The sequence below is a fragment of the Burkholderia pseudomultivorans genome (genome assembly GCF_001718415.1).
GTDB classification, from domain to species: Bacteria; Pseudomonadota; Gammaproteobacteria; order Burkholderiales; family Burkholderiaceae; genus Burkholderia; species Burkholderia pseudomultivorans_A.
The window spans coordinates 2,410,524-2,425,850 of sequence record NZ_CP013378.1 but is presented as its reverse complement, the minus strand read 5'-3'; the positions used below and the strand labels follow the sequence as shown (position 1 = coordinate 2,425,850).

Below are 15,327 nucleotides of genomic sequence, written 5' to 3'. Positions count from 1 at the left end.
GAGCGGCTGCGGCCGCGACGGCGACCGTTACTCGGCGGTCGTGGCCGTCTTGCGCGGCCGACGCGCGCGCGGCGCCGCCTTGCGGGCCGGCTTCTTCGGCTTGGCAGCGGCCGGTGCGTCGTCGACCGGCGCGGTGTCGGTCGCCGCTTCGTGCACCGGTTCAGGCGCCGCTTCATGCGCCGCCTGCGCGACCGGCTCGGCCACGACCGCCTCGGCCTGCGCCGCTTCGGCGGGCCGGCTGCCGGCATCCGCGGCGTCGTGCGGCTTCGCCTCCGCCTGCGCGGCGTCGCCCTGCTGCGCGTCCGCATGCCGGTCGCCGCCATGATGCTTCGCGCCGCCGTGCGCGGCATCCTCGTCCTTCGCTGCCGCGCGACGCTCGCCGCCCTTCGCGGCAGCGCCCTTCTTCGGACTGGCCTTCTTCGCGGCGCTCTTGCGTGCGCGCTTGCGGCCGTCCTTGCCGTCGCCGTGCGTGTCGGCCGCCTCGACCGCCACGGACGCCGACGCCTCGACTTCGTCGATGCTTTCGACGAAGGCCGGCTCGACCGGCGCGGCTTCCCGCGCGCGCGGCTCGCCCTGCCCGCCGCGGCGGCGCGATTCGCGCTCGCCGTGCGCCGGCTCGGCCGCACGCGCGCCGTGCTGGGACGCCGCATGCTGCGCCGCGCCGGCGTCCGCCGCGACCGGCTCCGCGGCCGCCGCATGACGCGCGCGCGACACGAACGCGCCCGACTTGTCGTCGCGCCCCACTTCGAGCAGCCCGCGCGCCTGCGCTTCGTCGAGCAGGTTGCCGAACGCGCGGAATCCGTAATACGACTCGTTGAAATCCGGCTTGCGGCGCTTGATCGCGCTCTTGAGCACCGACGCCCAGATCTTGCCGACGTCGTCGCGCTCCGACGCCAGCGCGTCGAAGGTCTCGACCGCCAGCGCGATCGCCTCGGCCCGGCGCATCTCCAGCTCGGGCTTGCGCGACGGCTCGTCGGGCCGCTTCGCGCCGCCGTTGCCCGCGCGCTGCTGTTCGCGCTTCGCGAGCGCACGCTGTTGCTCGCGCACCAGGTCGTCGTAGAAGATGAATTCGTCGCAGTTCGCGACCAGCAGGTCCGAGGTCGACTTCTTCACGCCGACCCCGATCACCTTCTTCGCGTTCTCGCGCAGCTTCGACACGAGCGGCGAGAAATCCGAGTCGCCGCTGATGATCACGAAGGTGTCGACGTGCGACTTCGTGTAGCAGAGGTCGAGCGCGTCGACGACGAGCCGGATGTCGGCCGAGTTCTTGCCCGACTGGCGCACATGCGGAATCTCGATCAGCTCGAAGCTCGCCTCGTGCATCGCCGCCTTGAAGCCCTTGTAGCGATCCCAGTCGCAATACGCCTTCTTCACGACGATGCTGCCCTTCAGCAGCAGCCGTTCGAGCACGGGCTTGATGTCGAACTTCTCGTACTTCGCGTCACGCACGCCGAGCGCGACGTTCTCGAAGTCGCAGAACACCGCCATGCTGATGTTGTCGAGGGGTAATGCCATGTGTACTCCAACCGGTTGGCCGACGCGTTGTATTGCGTAGCGGCAGGAAATGCGTGGCGCACATGATAGCCGGTCGGCGGCGCATCGCCCGCATTCGCGCGCCGACACGGCGTAATGTGCGCCGGCGCACCGTAGACGATATGCCCCCCTTTACGTCGCCGCCGCCGGCCCAATTCGACATACACTTGAGTATCGGTCGTCCGTCCCTATCTGGAAGGACGACGCATCGATCAAGGAGCGGTTTCATGACGACGAAGGTACTGCTGATTGGCGCGACCGGCCGCACGGGCCAGGCCTGTGCGGATCTGCTGCTCGAGCAGCCGGAATTCGAGCTCACGGCGCTCGTGCGCCGGCACGGCTATGCGCTGCCGGGCGCGAAGGTCGTCGAGGCCGATCTGACGGGCGATTTCTCGCACGCGTTCCAGGGCGTCACGCATGTCATCTATGCGGCCGGTTCGGCCGAGTCGGAAGGCGCGGCCGAAGAGGAACAGGTCGACCGCGACGCGGTCGCGCGCGCGGCCGAGTATGCGCTCGCGTACAACGTCCAGAAGCTGGTCGTGATCAGTTCGCTGTCCGCGTACTGGCCCGAGCGCAGCCCCGAGGCGCTGCGTCATTATTCACAGATGAAACGCGAAGGCGACGAGCGCGTGATCGCGTCGGGCGTCGACTACGTGATCCTGCGCCCGGGCCCGCTCGCCGACACGCCCGGCGTCGGCAAGATCGCGCTGACCGAGGAGCGCGTCGAGCCCGCGCCGCCGGTCTCGCGCCAGGACGTCGCGTGGGCCGCGATCGAGGCGATCAAGCTCGGCATCTCGCGCAAGATCATCGGCTTCGTCGGCGGCAGCGTGCCGATCGAGCAGGCGCTGCGCGCGTGACGCGCGCGCAGCCGGCGAGGCGACCGCCGGCCCGCGCCTGCCGGCGCGAGCCGCCCGCACGGGCGGCGTTCGCGCCGCCTCGCCGTTACGGCTTCGGATGCGCGTCCGCCCACGCCTTCACGGCGGCCAGCGTGTTCTCCACGTGCTTGTCGGGCGACAGGCTCGTGTATTCATACAGAATCTTCCCTTCCGGCGAAATCACGTAGGACACGCGGTTCGCGCGGTCGAGCGCCGGCAGCTTCGCGTCGTACTCGCGGATGATCTTCGCGTCCGGGTCGGCCGCGACCGGGAACTTGCTGCGGCACTCGCTCACCGAAAACTTCGTCAGCGTGTCGATATTGTCGGCGGATACGCCGATCACCGTCGCGCCGTACGCCTTGTAGCGGTCGACCGCGTCCGCGAACGCGTGCGCCTCGATCGTGCAGCCCTTCGTGAACGCGGCCGGGTAGAAATACAGCACGACCGGGCCGTGCTTCAGCGCATCGGCGAGCGAGTACGTGTAAGTCTTGCCGCCCAGCGACGCCTGGGTCGTAAAATCGGGCGCCGCGTCGCCCGGCTTCAGTTCCGCCTGCGCGAGCAGCGCATGGCCGGCCACCAGCGCCGCGACGGCGCCCACCAACAGTTTTCGCTTCATCTGCGTCCTCATTTCTTATAAAGTCAGCCTCGTTGCAGGCCGCGCCGGCGCTCGACCGCCGCATGCGCGTGCCCGATCCGGCCCGGCGGCAGCGCCGCCCGCGGGCCGGTCCGTTAAAGATTCGCCGCAGTCTGCCGTTATTCCTACCGGACAACCGGTTCCAGCCCTTCACGTCAGCGAGAAACATGGAAGCCAACAGGAAACAGACGCCGCGCAAGGGCCCCTGGCGGAGCGCCCTGCGTACGCTGCGCCGCTTCGCATGGTCGGGCGGCGCGCTGATGCCCGCGCGCGCCGGCGCGCCGCGCCGCGACGACACCGTACGCAACTGGCTGGAACAGACGGTCGGCACGGTGGACTTCCTCGCCCATGTCGACCGCGAACTGCGCTTCCTGTACGTGTCCGACGCCAGCCTGCGCTTCATCGGCTACCACCGCGACTATCTGCATACGCTGACGCTGCGCGACCTGATCGCCGAACAGGATACCTCGGCGCTCGAAGGCCTGCTTGCGCGCGCCGCGCGCTCGGGCCAGGTCGAGAAGGCGACGATGTGCATCGTCAAGTCGCTGACCTACCCGCTCGACGTCGAGCTGCGCGCGGTCAAGAGCCGCCACCACGGCGTCGACGGCTTCGCGATCGCGGCGTTCGACGTGTCGTCGTGGCGCGCGCTCGAGGCGCGCCTCACCTACGAGATGCATCACGACCCGATGACGGGGCTCGACAACCTGTCCGCGCTCGTGCCCGCGCTGATGCGCGCGCAGCAGTCCGCCGACGAGGGCGGCACCTGCGCGGCGCTGCTGCTGCTCGATCTCGACGACTACCAGCGGATCAACCGCGCGCTCGGCTACGACGCCGGCGACACGCTGCTGCGCGAAACCGCGCAGCGGCTGCGCACGCTCGTCTCGCCCGGCGAGCGGCTCGCGCGCGTCGCGAGCGACAAGTTCGCGGTCGTGCTCGGCGCGCCGGACCGCGCGCAGGCCAGCGACGCGGCGGGCGCGCTCGCGCGCCGGCTGCAGGCCGCGGTCCGCGAACCTTACGTGTATCACGGGCAGCCCGTGCACCTGTCGGCGAGCATCGGCATCGCGCTGTACCCGGACGAGCGGCCGCCGTCGCATCGCGCGCAACACCACAGCCCGCTGCTGCGGCGCGCGGACCATGCGCTCGCCCAGGCGAAGGCCTCGGGCGGCAATGCGCTCGCGTTCCATACGCCGGTCGACGATCCGGCCGACGCCGAGCGGCTGAAGCTCGAAGCCGACCTGTACGACGGCGTGCGCAACGGCGAATTCTCGCTGCACTTCCAACCGATCACGCGCAGCCAGTCGGGCGCCGTGGTCGGCGTCGAGGCGCTGATCCGCTGGCGCCATCCGGTGCACGGCCTGGTGCCGCCGGCGACCTTCATCCCGCTCGCCGAATCGATCGGCCTGATCAACTATCTCGGCAACTGGGTGCTGAAGGCCGCGTGCATGCAGCTCGTCGCGTGGGACCGCCAGGGCCTCGCGCTGCAATACGTCGCGGTCAACGTGTCGCCGCAGCAGTTCCGCGACCCGCGCTTCACGCAGAGCGTGCGCGAGGCGATCACGCTGACGGGCATCGACCCGCGCCGCATCGTGCTCGAAATCACCGAAAGCCTGCTGATGCACGATCCCGCGCACGCGAAGGAACTGCTCGAGGAACTGACCGAGCTCGGCATCCGCTTCGCGATCGACGATTTCGGCACCGGCTATTCGAGCCTCGCCTACCTGCAGCGCTTCCCGCTCGCGAAGCTGAAGATCGACCGCAGCTTCGTCGAGAACCTGCTGACCTCGCGCAACGACCGCGCGATCGTGTCGGCGGTGGTCGGCCTCGCGCAGACGCTCGACCTCGAACTCGTCGCGGAAGGCGTCGAGACCGAGGCGCAGCGCGAATTGCTGACCGAGATGGGCTGCAACCATATCCAGGGCTGGCTCGTATGCCAGGCGCTGCCGTCCGAGGAACTCGCGCGGCGCTTCGAGGCGCAGCAGCTGCGCCTGCACGCGGCGGCCTGACGCGCCCGCGAACCGGACAGACGCATGTCAATCACCGAACACCTGCCGCCGACGGCCCTGCTCGACAAGCTGTGGGCCCGGATGAACGAACGGGGCGACTTCCCGCTGCTGTCGGAATCGCTGCGCGCGACGATGGCCGCGATGAAGAACGACGACCTCGACTTCACCGCGCTCGTCCGGGTCGTGCTGTCGGATTTCGCGCTGACGCAGAAGGTGCTGCGGCTCGCGAACTCCGCGATGTACATGGCGTTCGGCGGCAACATCACGACCGTGACGCGCGCGCTGATGGTGCTCGGCATGGACGCCGTCGGCCATCTGGTGGTCGGACTGAAGCTCGTCGACCACTTTCACCACAGCACGCCGCGACGCATCGACGCGAAGCTCGAGCTGAACCGCGCGCTGCTGTCGGGCTGCGTCGCGCGCAAGCTGACCGAGCGCGCCGAGCTGCGCTCGGGCGAAGAAGCCGTGGTCTGCACGCTGATGCGGCAGGTCGGCAAGCTGCTGGTGGTCTGCTATCTCGACAGCGAATGGGACCGGATCCGCCGGCGCGCGGCCGAGCTGAACGGCGACGAAGCGGCCGCCTGCATCGAGGTGCTCGGCGTCGGCTTCGACGAGATCGGCCTCGAGGCCGCCGCGCGCTGGCGGCTGCCCGACCTGATCCGCGCGGGCATGGCCGACGACGCGCACGCGAGCGTGGCCGACGCGCACGACGACGGCGGCCCGCACGGTACGGCGCTCGCCGACGAAGACGACCCGGACGGCCGTGCGCACTGGCTGCGCGCGGTGAGCCGCTGCTCGACCGACGTCGCGGGCGCGCTCGCGATGCCCGCGAGCCCGCAGCGCGACGCGCGCATCGTCGCGCTCGCACAGCACTACGCGCCGATCCTCGATACGGAGTCCGGCACGCTGGTCGAAATCGCCGAGCAGCTCGCGCGCGAGGAAGCGAGCGACACCGTGATGCGCGAGATCGTCGAGCTGCGCGCGAACGCCGACGCGATCGCGCGCGCGCAGGCCGAGCCCGAGGCCTGCCTCGAAGCCGGCCTTGCCGACCTGCGTGCGCTGCCGTCGGAGCACGTGCTGACGCCGGTGCTCGCGCTCGCGTCGGAAAGCCTGCTCGCCGGCCTTGCGTTCACGCGCACCGTGATGTTCGTGCGGCACGCGGACGGCACGTTCGCCGCGCGGCTCGGCTTCGGCCCCGACGTCGATGCGGTGCTCGACCGGCTGCGCTTCGACGAACGCTTCGAGCCGGACGTGTTCCATCTCGCGATCACCAACTCGGTCGGCATCTTCATCGAGCAGGCGCAGGAGCCGAAGATGCTCAGGCGGCTGCCCGCGTGGTACCTCGACGCGTTCGACGACACGCGCGCGTTCGTGCTGCTGCCGGTGCGCGTCGGCACGACGACGGTCGCGCTGCTGTACGGCGACTGGGCCGGCGCCCAGCCCGCGCGCAAGATCGCGCAGCAGGAAATGGCCGTGCTCAACGAGCTCGCGCGCGAACTGAGCCGGTTCTTTCCCGCGTAGCCTCGCGCTCGCCGCTGCGCATCCGCGCCGGCGACGCCCCGCCCCCAAAAGCAAACCGGCCGCATGAGCGGCCGGCTGCGAGCGTGCAATGAAACGAGACGCTTACTTGAGCGTGACGGGCACGCTGAAATACTTCTTCGCGAGATTGTCGATCGTGCCGTCGGCCTTCAGCTCCTTCAGCGCCTGATCGAGCGCGGTCTTCAGCGCCGCGTCGTTCTTGCGCAGGCCGAAGCCGACGCCCGAGCCGAGGATCTCGGTATCGCTGACGGTGCCGCCCGCGAACGCGAAGCCCTGGCCTTGCGGCTTCGACAGGAAGCCCTTCGCGCCCGCTTCGGAATCCTGGAAGGTCGCGTCGAGGCGGCCCGACTTCAGGTCCGCATACGCGAGATCCTGCGTCTGGTACGGCACGACTTCGACGCCGGCCGGCGCCCACTTCTTCTTCGCGTACGCTTCCTGGATCGTGCCCTGCAGCACGCCGACGCGCTTGCCCTTCAGCGACTGCGGGGTCGGCAGCAGGCCGCTGCCCTGCTTCGCGATCAGCTGGTTCGGGATCGTGTAGATCGGATCGGTGAACGCGATCGCGTGCTTGCGCTGGTCGGTGATCGTCATGTCCGAGTTGATCGCGTCGAACTTGCGCGCCTGCAGCGCGGGGATCAGGCCGTCGAAGTCGTTCTCGACCCACACGCACTTCGTCTTCAGCTTCGCGCACACCGCGTTGCCGATATCGATGTCGAAGCCGGTCAGCTTGCCGTCGGGCGTCTTGTATTCGAACGGCGCGTACGAAGCCTCGACGCCGAACCGGATCTCCTTCAGGTCCGCCGCAACCGCGCTGCCGGCCGCCACTGCCGATGCCGCCACCGCCGCGTACGCGGCCACTTTACGCCAATCCAACTTCATCAAATGCTCTCCTCGATACTCGAATGTTCCGGAACTACGGGCGCATGCATCATTGCAGGGTCGGATGACAACGGCAATCGCGACGCCGCGCCGTGATGCGGCGCAACAGCCGCAAGGCCGCGATTGTACCAACCCGCGCGGCCCGGCACGGCAAAGCGCGCGATGCTGCGCTGCGCGCAGGCGTGCCCCGGACCGCACGCCGAACTTGCAAGACGATGTCGCAAACAGGCAAGGCACGGCGCGCAGCCGCCGCCGCGCCGTGCACCGGCAGGTCAGACGAGCGACGCGAGCGTCTCGCGCGTCGTGTCGACGACGAGCAGGCCCGCGCGCAGGCCCGGCTTCACGGCCGGATTCGGGAACACGATGCGCTCCTCGTCGTGCCGCACCGTGTAGCGGTAGTCGCCGTCCTGCGCGAGCACCGTGCCGCGCGCGAACGCGGTGAAGTTCGCGACGTCGGCCGCGACGAACAGCTCGAGCGCGTCGCTTTGCTTGGTGATCTGGTCGATCACCGTAAACACGCGCGGCAGCGGCGCATCGGCGTCGCGCGGCGTGCCCGACACGAGCCGCCGCACCGCGCGATCGGCGCCGTCGAAGCGCGTCAGGTCGTTCTGGCCGAACGGCCGCACCTTGCCGAGCTCCAGCGTGCAGGCGAGCGCGCCGCACTGCTCGGCCGTGAAATGCGAATAGGTGTTGCCCTTCGCGGTATGCAGCAGCACGGCCGCGATGCGCGCATCGCCGAGCCATTCGACCATCGCGCGCGACGGCGGCGCGCCCGTGTGCGGCAGCAGCGCGAACTGCTCGAACACCGACGCGCGGATCGCCGTATGCATGTCGACATGCCAGCGTGCGCCGCCCGCCGGCGCCGCCGCGAAGAACGCGCGGGCAACCGCTTCGAGCTGCGCGGCGCGCGGCGCCTCGCGGCTCGTCGGCACCTGCGCATGGCGGCCGCTGAACAGGCGGTTCAGGTCGTCGTCGAGGTAGCGCTCGCCCGCACGCATCGCCGGCACGTTGCCGAGCACGACGAGCAGCCGGCACGCGAGCGGCAGCGCGCCCGCCGCGAGGTCGCGCACGAGCCGCGACAGCAGCTCGATCGGCGCGGTTTCGTCGCCGTGCACGCCGGCCGACACCAGCACGCTGGCGCGCGGCGCAGCGGCCGGCGCGTGCGGTTCGAGCGCGAGCAGGCCGTCGCCGAGCCAGTGCCAGCGCAGCGCGCCGCCCGCGCAGGCGCCGCCCGTCACGGCCGGCGCATCGCCGGCGAGCGTGAATGCGAGAAAATCGTCGAGCATCGGCGTGCCGGACATATGCGGCTCAGCGCTGGAATTCATACAGCGAACCGACGCGCAGGATCTGCGTGAGCTCGTCGAGCGCCGTGCGCGACTCGTCGAGCAGCGCCGGGTCGGCGAGGTCTTCCGGCGCGAGGCGATCGCGGTAGTGCTTGTCGATCCACGCGTCGAGCGATGCGAACAGCGTGTCGTTGATCCACACGTTCGATGTGACGGCCGCGCGCTCCGCATCGTTCAGCACGACGCGCAGGCGCAGGCAGGCGGGGCCGCCGCCGTTCTTCATGCTCTCGCGCAGGTCGAACACCAGCACGTCGCGGATCGCGCCGTTGCCGGCCGCGAGCTGGTCGAGATAGGCCGCGACGTTCGCGTTCTCGCGGCACTCCTGCGGCACGACGAGCACCTGCGAGCCGTCCGCGCGCGACAGCAGCTGGCTGTTGAACAGGTACGACGTGACCGCGTCGTTGACGCTCACCGCCGCATCGGGCACCTCGATCACGTTCAGGCGCGCGCCGCGCGCGTCGAGCGCGGCGGTCAGCGTGTCGTAGACCGCCTGCTTGTTGACGAACGCGCGCTCGTGCGTGAACAGCGTGTCGCGGTTGCCGACCGAGATCACGTCGTTGTGGAACACGCCCGCATCGATCACGTCCGGATCCTGCTGTGCGTAGACGGTCGCCGCTTCCGCAAGCCCGTGCCGATGCGCGACCGCGCGGCTCGCCTCGAAGGTCTGGCGCGCCGGGAAGCGCTTCGGCTCCGGGCCGCGGCGGTATTCGGCGCGCCCGTACACGAAGAACTCGACGCCCGGCTTGCCGTATTCCGCGCAGAAGCGCGTGTGGTTCGCCGCGCCTTCGTCGCCGAGCGCCGGCGTGCCGGTCAGCGCCTCGTGCACCGCGAAGTGCGCGGGATCGGCGAACAGCGTCGACAGCGTGCGGCGCGTCGCTTCGTGCTCGATCGCGCGGTGCAGCTTGCTGCACAGGTTGGCCGGCGTGAAATGCACGCGGCCGTCGTTGGTATCGGCCGACGGGCTGACGGTGGCCGCGTTCGCGGTCCACATTGCCGAGGCCGAGCTGGCCGCGGCCAGCAGTTCGGGCGCCTGCTTCGCGGCCTTCGCGATCACGTCGGCGTCCTTGCCCGAGAAGCCGAGCTCGCGCAGCAGGCGCAGCGACGGCCGCTCCTGCGGCGGCAGCACGCCCTGCACGAAGCCGAGATCGGCGAGCTGCTTCATCTTGCGCAGCCCCTGCTTCGCGGCGGCCTTCGGGTTCGCGGCCGACTTTTCGTTGTTCAGCGACGCCACGTTGCCGAACGACAGCCCGGCGTAGTTGTGGGTCGGGCCGACGAGTCCGTCGAAATTGGCTTCTTGTGCGTTCATCGTCGCTCCGTCGATCAGAAATGCAGGCCCGGCGACAGGCTCGCGGGCAGGGTCAGTTGGGCGCTTTCCACCGACGCCATCGGGTACGCGCAGTAGTCGGCCGCGTAGTACGCGCTCGGGCGATGGTTGCCGGAGCGGCCGGTGCCGCCGAACGGCGCCGCGGACGATGCGCCGTTGGTCGGCCGGTTCCAGTTGACGATCCCTGCGCGGATCGTGCGGCGGAAGTGCTCCCAGGCGCGGGCGTCGTCGGCGAGCAGGCCCGCCGACAGCCCGAACGCCGTGTCGTTCGCGCGCTCGATCGCTTCGTCGAACGTCGCGTAGCGGACGATCTGCGCGAGCGGGCCGAAATGCTCTTCGTCGGGCAGGTTCGCCAAGCCGGTCACGTCGAGGATCGACGCGTTCACGAAGCCCAGGCGCGGATCGCGCTGCGTCATCGCGATGATCGGCCTGGCGCCCTGCTCGACCAGGCGCGCCTGCGCGTCGACGAGCTTCGCGGCCGCGCGCGCCGAGATCACCGCGCCCATGAACGGCTGCGGATCGGCATCGAACACGTCGGCCGCGATCTTCGACGTGACGTCGGCGAAGCGCGCGAGGAAGCGGTCGCCGAACGCGCCCTGCGGCACGAAGATGCGGCGCGCGCACGTGCAGCGCTGGCCGGCCGACAGGAACGCCGACTGGATCGTGTGATGGACGGCCGCGTCGATGTCCTCGACCTCGCCGATCACGAGCGGGTTGTTGCCGCCCATTTCCAGCGCGAGCACGATCTCCGGGCGGCCGCCGAACTGACGGTGCAGCAGCGTGCCCGTGTCCGAGCTGCCGGTGAAGAACAGGCCGTCGATCTGGCGATGGTTCGCGAGCGCGATGCCGGTGTCCCTCTCGCCCTGCACGAGGTTCAGCACGCCGGCCGGCAGGCCTGCGTCCTGCCACACTTCGACCGTCGCGCGCGCGACGCCCGGCGCGAGCTCGGACGGCTTGAACACGACCGCGTTGCCCGCGATCAGCGCCGGCACGATATGCCCGTTCGGCAAGTGGCCGGGGAAGTTGTACGGACCGAACACCGCGACGACGCCATGCGGGCGATGGCGCAGCACGGCGACGCCGTCGGCCATGTCCTGGCGCTTCTCGCCGGTGCGTTCCTGATACGCCTGGATCGAGATGCCGACCTTCGCGGCCATCGACGCGACTTCGGTGCGCGCTTCCCACAGCGGCTTGCCGGTCTCGCGGCCGATCGCGGTCGCGATCGCTTCCTTACGCTCGTTGAGCAGCGCCGCGAAGCGCTTGACGATCGCGCAGCGCGCTTCGAAGTCGAGCGCCGACCAGCCGGCGAACGCGCGGCGCGCGCTCGCGACCGCGCGATCGACGTCGGCCGCCGATGCGCTGGCGCCCTGCCACGCGATCTCGTCGGTGCCCGGGTTGCGCGAAGCGAACACGGGGCCCGAGCCTGCGACCCAGGCGCCGTCGATGAAGAGTTCCGTCATGATTCGTTTATCCCTGTTTGACTTTGAGCGGCAGCACGCGGACCGGATCGCCGGCCTTCACGTCGAGTGCGACGGCATCGTCGGCCGACAGCACGAACGAGCCGTTCGCGACCACGCCCGGCGCGACGCCGACGCGGAAGTCGCCCAGCGACGTGTTCGACACGAGCGACTTCGGCGCGTCTTCGCGCGCGTCGGGCACGCCGATCGCAACCGGCACGACGACGCTCTCGCGCACCGTGCGCAAGTCGTTCACGTGGCATTCGAGCACCGGGCCCGCGTCGAAGATGTCGACATGGTTCTGGTAGCGCAGCCCTTCCGCCTCGAGCATCTTGCGGGCCGGCAGCGTATCGCGGTGCGTGAGGCCGACCGCATCCTGCGCGTCCTGCGGCAGCAGGTCGACGTACACCGGATAGCGCGGCATCAGCTCGGCGAGGAACGACTTGCGGCCGTGCGAGCTGAGGTAGTCGGCTGCGTTGAAATCGATCTGGTAGAAGTGCGAACCGACCGCGCGCCAGAACGGCGACGTGCCGTCGTCGTCGAAGTGGCCGCGCAGTTCCGCGCAGATGCGTTCCGGAAAGCGGTCGCGGAACTGCGCGATGAACATGAAGCGCGAGCGCGACAGCAGGCCGCCGACGCCGCCCGTGCGATAGCGCGGGCTCAGGAACAGCGAGCACACCTCCGCGTAACCGGTCAGGTCGTGCGAGATGTTTAGCGCGGACATCCGCGTCCACACGCCGAGCTCCTGGCTCGCATGCACGACCGTGCTGACGCGATAGTTGTAGAACGGCTGTTCGAGGCCGACCTGCGTCTCGATGCCGCACACGCCGGCGATGTCGCCCGTCTTCGAATCTTCCATCACGAAGAAGTAGCCGGCCTCGCCGGGCGCGGCCTCGCCCGCGAGCGTGCGGCGCGTGCGCTCGATGCGCGCGGCGAGTGCGTCGCGGTCGGGCTTGAACGTGGTCAGCCCCGGCCCGGTTTCCTTGGCGAGCGACACGAGCGCGTCGACGTCGCCCGTTTGTACGACCCGAACGACGATCATGCTGCGTCTCCCTTCAATTCCTCATCGTCGCGGCGGTGCAGCGGCACGCAGCGCACGACATCGCCATCCTTCACATCAAGCGCCGCGCGCACGTCGCCCGCCAGCGGTGCGTCGGCCGCATCGCCCGGCAGATCCGCGAGCACGCAGCGGAACGATTCGCCGCTGCCGGACGACACCATATAGGCCACATCGCCCTGCTGATGCGCCGCTTCGCGCACGACGCGCTCGGCGCCGTGCTTCACGCATGCGGTGCGGTCGACCTGCGCGGTCAGCACCGGGCCTGCATCGAAGATGTCGACGAAGCGGTCGGGCTCGAAGCCTTCTTCGAGATGGATGTCGTACGCGAGCAGCGCCGTCTGGTTCGGCTCGCCGAGCACGCGCTGCGCGGCTTCCGGCAGCAGCGGCACATAGAGCGGATAGGCCGGCATCACTTCCGCGATGAAGGTGCGGCTGCGGCCGCCCGACGCGATGTCGACGTCGGTGAAATCGCGGCCGAAGAACTTGCGGCCCACCGCTTCCCAGAACGGCGACGCACCGTTTTCGTCGCTCACGCCGAGCAGCAGCGTGAACACTTCCGGCGTGAAGCGGCGGCGGTTCGCGGCGATGTACATCATGCGCGCGCGCGAGATCAGGTGCGCGGCCGCGTCGCCGCGCAGCGACGGGTCGACATAGAAGCCCGCGAGGCGGCTCTTGCCGGTCAGCTCGTGCGACATCGTGAGCGCGTGGATCTTGCGGTTCACGTGCAGTTCGCGCGACGCGTGGATCAGTGCGTCGTTGCGAAACGCGTAGAACGGCTCCGAGTAGCCCGCCGCGGCCACGATGCTAGCGGTGCCGAGCAGCTTGCCGGTCGTCGAATCCTCGAGCACGAAGAGGTAGAACTCCTCGCCGGCGAAGTCGACGTCCGCGCGAAACGAATCCTCGGACAGCGCGACGCGCGCTTCGAGCGCCGCGCGGTCGTGCGGCAGCGAGTGCAGGACCGGCTGCGCGGTGCGCGCCATGTGCGCGAGCGCATCGAGATCCGTGAGTTTGCCGGGGCGAACAAATAGCATCGTCGTTCCTGTTCTGCGATGGGCGCGCCGCTCAGCGCGCGGTGGCTTCCTGTGCGGCGAGCACCTGTTCGACCGCCTTCTCGAAGCGCTTCATGCCTTCGTCGAGCTCGTCGAACGGAATCACCAGCGACGGCACGAAGCGCAGCACGTTCGGGCCGGCGATCAGCATGATCACGCCGTGCTCGGCGGCCGCGGTCACGAAGTCCTTCGCGCGCCCGTCGAAGGCGGCGGTCAGTTCCGCGCCGACCAGCAGGCCCTTGCCGCGCACTTCCTTGAAGATGCCGAAGCGTGCGTTGATGCGTTCGAGCGCGCCCTTCAGGCGCACGCTGCGTTCGCGCACACCTTCGAGCAGTTCGGGATTGCCGATCAGTTCGACGACCTTGTCCGCGATCGCCGATGCGAGCGGGTTGCCGCCGTACGTCGTGCCGTGCACGCCGACCTTGAAATGCGCGGCCAGTTCGTTGGTGGTCAGCATCGCGCCGATCGGGAAGCCGTTGCCGAGCGCCTTCGCGGTCGTCAGGATGTCGGGCGTGACGCCGGTGTCCATGTAGGCGTAGAACTGACCGGTGCGGCCGACGCCGGTCTGCACTTCGTCGAAGATCAGCAGTGCGTCGTTGGCATCGCACGCTTCGCGCAGCGCCTTCAGGAAGGCCGGATCGGCCGGGATCACGCCGCCTTCGCCCTGCACCGGCTCGACGATCACCGCGCAGGTTTGCGGGCCGATGGCGGCCTTGGCGGCTTCGATGTCGTTGTACGGCAGGTGCTTGATGCCGGCCGGGACCGGGCCGAAGCCTTCCGAGTACTTCGGCTGGCCGCCGACGCTGACCGTGAAGAACGTGCGGCCGTGGAACGACTGCACGAACGAGATGATTTCGAATTTGTCGGCGCCGTGGCGATCGAACGCGACGCGGCGCGCGAGCTTCAGTGCGGCTTCGTTCGCTTCCGCGCCGGAGTTCGCGAAGAACGCGCGGTCGGCGAAGGTCAGCGATTCGAGGCGCTTCGCGAGGCGCAGGACCGGCTCGTTCGTGTAGCCGTTGCCGATGTGCCAGAGCTTGCGGCTTTGTTCGTCGAGCACCTTCAGCAGTTCAGGATGGCCGTGGCCGAGCGACGTGACCGCGATCCCGCAGGCGAAGTCGATGTATTCGCGGCCAGCCGTGTCCCACACGCGGGAGCCCTCCGCGCGATCCGGCACGAACGGGGCGGGGGAAAATACCGGCACCATCACTTCGTCGAATGTCTGGCGGGTCACGGTCGAGGTCGTCATGGTCGTTCCTTTCGGTTTCGTAAGAGGGTTCAACAGGATCAAGTTTAGGTAAGGGTGACGCAAGCGTCTTGCGGAATTGCGACGGGTTCTATCGGAAGCGGATAGTGCGGGGTATTTTGCCCTCTCGGGCGGGGGGTACGTGGTTTTGGTTCGTATTTTTGGGGGGCTTTTGGTGGTTCGCTTAGGTGGTCGTGAAGCACCTGTGATCGTGTCGGTCTATTAGTGTCGCCCCTGCGCGGGGCGGCGGTTACTTTTCTTTGTCTTGCCAAAGAAAAGTAACCAAAAGAAAGGCGCTTGGGATAACGCATGGCTTCCCGGTGCCGTGGCCAACGGAGTGGTTCGCACCTAAGTGTCCGCGCCAGGCAAGAATGCGGAGTGGTTCGAG

General features: G+C 69.2%; 12 protein-coding genes. 3 read left to right on the top strand and 9 right to left on the bottom strand.

What is annotated here, in order from left to right:
* Positions 1–27: 27 nt before the first annotated feature.
* Positions 28–1,515 (bottom strand): NYN domain-containing protein, encoded by a 1,488-nt coding sequence (locus WS57_RS23600; protein ID WP_069244905.1) that lies wholly within the window; start codon positions 1,513–1,515, stop codon positions 28–30.
* Positions 1,516–1,760: 245 nt separating this feature from the next.
* Between WS57_RS23600 and WS57_RS23595 the strand changes: the two genes are divergently transcribed.
* A complete protein-coding gene (locus WS57_RS23595; RefSeq protein ID WP_040126995.1) occupies positions 1,761–2,390 on the top strand; it encodes an NAD(P)H-binding protein in 630 nt (209 codons plus the stop codon).
* An 85-nt stretch (positions 2,391–2,475) separates the two neighbouring features.
* Here WS57_RS23595 and WS57_RS23590 read toward each other — a convergent pair whose 3' ends face one another.
* Positions 2,476–3,024 carry a peroxiredoxin gene (locus WS57_RS23590; protein ID WP_040126994.1) on the bottom strand — a complete coding sequence of 183 codons (549 nt, stop codon included), beginning with the start codon at positions 3,022–3,024 and terminating at the stop codon, positions 2,476–2,478.
* Between the two features lie 278 nt (positions 3,025–3,302).
* Here WS57_RS23590 and cdpA point away from each other — a divergent pair, with 278 nt between their 5' ends.
* Positions 3,303–5,045, top strand: a complete 1,743-nt coding sequence (cdpA, locus tag WS57_RS23585; protein WP_194796380.1) for a cyclic di-GMP phosphodiesterase CdpA — start codon at positions 3,303–3,305, stop codon at positions 5,043–5,045.
* Positions 5,046–5,069: 24 nt separating this feature from the next.
* Positions 5,070–6,566, top strand: coding sequence for an HDOD domain-containing protein (locus tag WS57_RS23580; protein WP_059514345.1), 1,497 nt, complete (start codon positions 5,070–5,072; stop codon positions 6,564–6,566).
* A 102-nt stretch (positions 6,567–6,668) separates the two neighbouring features.
* Here WS57_RS23580 and WS57_RS23575 read toward each other — a convergent pair whose 3' ends face one another.
* From WS57_RS23575 to WS57_RS23545, 7 genes are all read right to left on the bottom strand, one after another.
* Positions 6,669–7,463, bottom strand: a complete 795-nt coding sequence (locus WS57_RS23575; RefSeq protein WP_059482621.1) for an ABC transporter substrate-binding protein — start codon at positions 7,461–7,463, stop codon at positions 6,669–6,671.
* A 272-nt stretch (positions 7,464–7,735) separates the two neighbouring features.
* Positions 7,736–8,788, bottom strand: coding sequence for a succinylglutamate desuccinylase (astE, locus tag WS57_RS23570; RefSeq protein ID WP_069244904.1), 1,053 nt, complete (start codon positions 8,786–8,788; stop codon positions 7,736–7,738).
* A complete protein-coding gene (gene astB / locus WS57_RS23565; RefSeq protein WP_059603767.1) occupies positions 8,772–10,112 on the bottom strand; it encodes an N-succinylarginine dihydrolase in 1,341 nt (446 codons plus the stop codon). Before astB ends, astE begins: the two co-directional genes overlap by 17 nt.
* A 14-nt stretch (positions 10,113–10,126) precedes the next feature.
* The gene (gene astD / locus WS57_RS23560) at positions 10,127–11,590 is read right to left on the bottom strand and encodes a succinylglutamate-semialdehyde dehydrogenase (protein ID WP_069244903.1); all 1,464 of its coding nucleotides are present in this window, start codon (positions 11,588–11,590) and stop codon (positions 10,127–10,129) included.
* A 7-nt stretch (positions 11,591–11,597) separates the two neighbouring features.
* Positions 11,598–12,629: an arginine N-succinyltransferase gene (gene astA / locus WS57_RS23555; protein ID WP_040126987.1), complete on the bottom strand. Its 1,032-nt coding sequence runs from the start codon at positions 12,627–12,629 to the stop codon at positions 11,598–11,600.
* Positions 12,626–13,678 (bottom strand): arginine/ornithine succinyltransferase subunit alpha, encoded by a 1,053-nt coding sequence (gene aruF, locus WS57_RS23550; RefSeq protein ID WP_009689375.1) that lies wholly within the window; start codon positions 13,676–13,678, stop codon positions 12,626–12,628. Before aruF ends, astA begins: the two co-directional genes overlap by 4 nt.
* Before the next feature lie 31 nt (positions 13,679–13,709).
* Positions 13,710–14,942: an aspartate aminotransferase family protein gene (locus tag WS57_RS23545; RefSeq protein WP_009689374.1), complete on the bottom strand. Its 1,233-nt coding sequence runs from the start codon at positions 14,940–14,942 to the stop codon at positions 13,710–13,712.
* Positions 14,943–15,327: the final 385 nt, after the last annotated feature.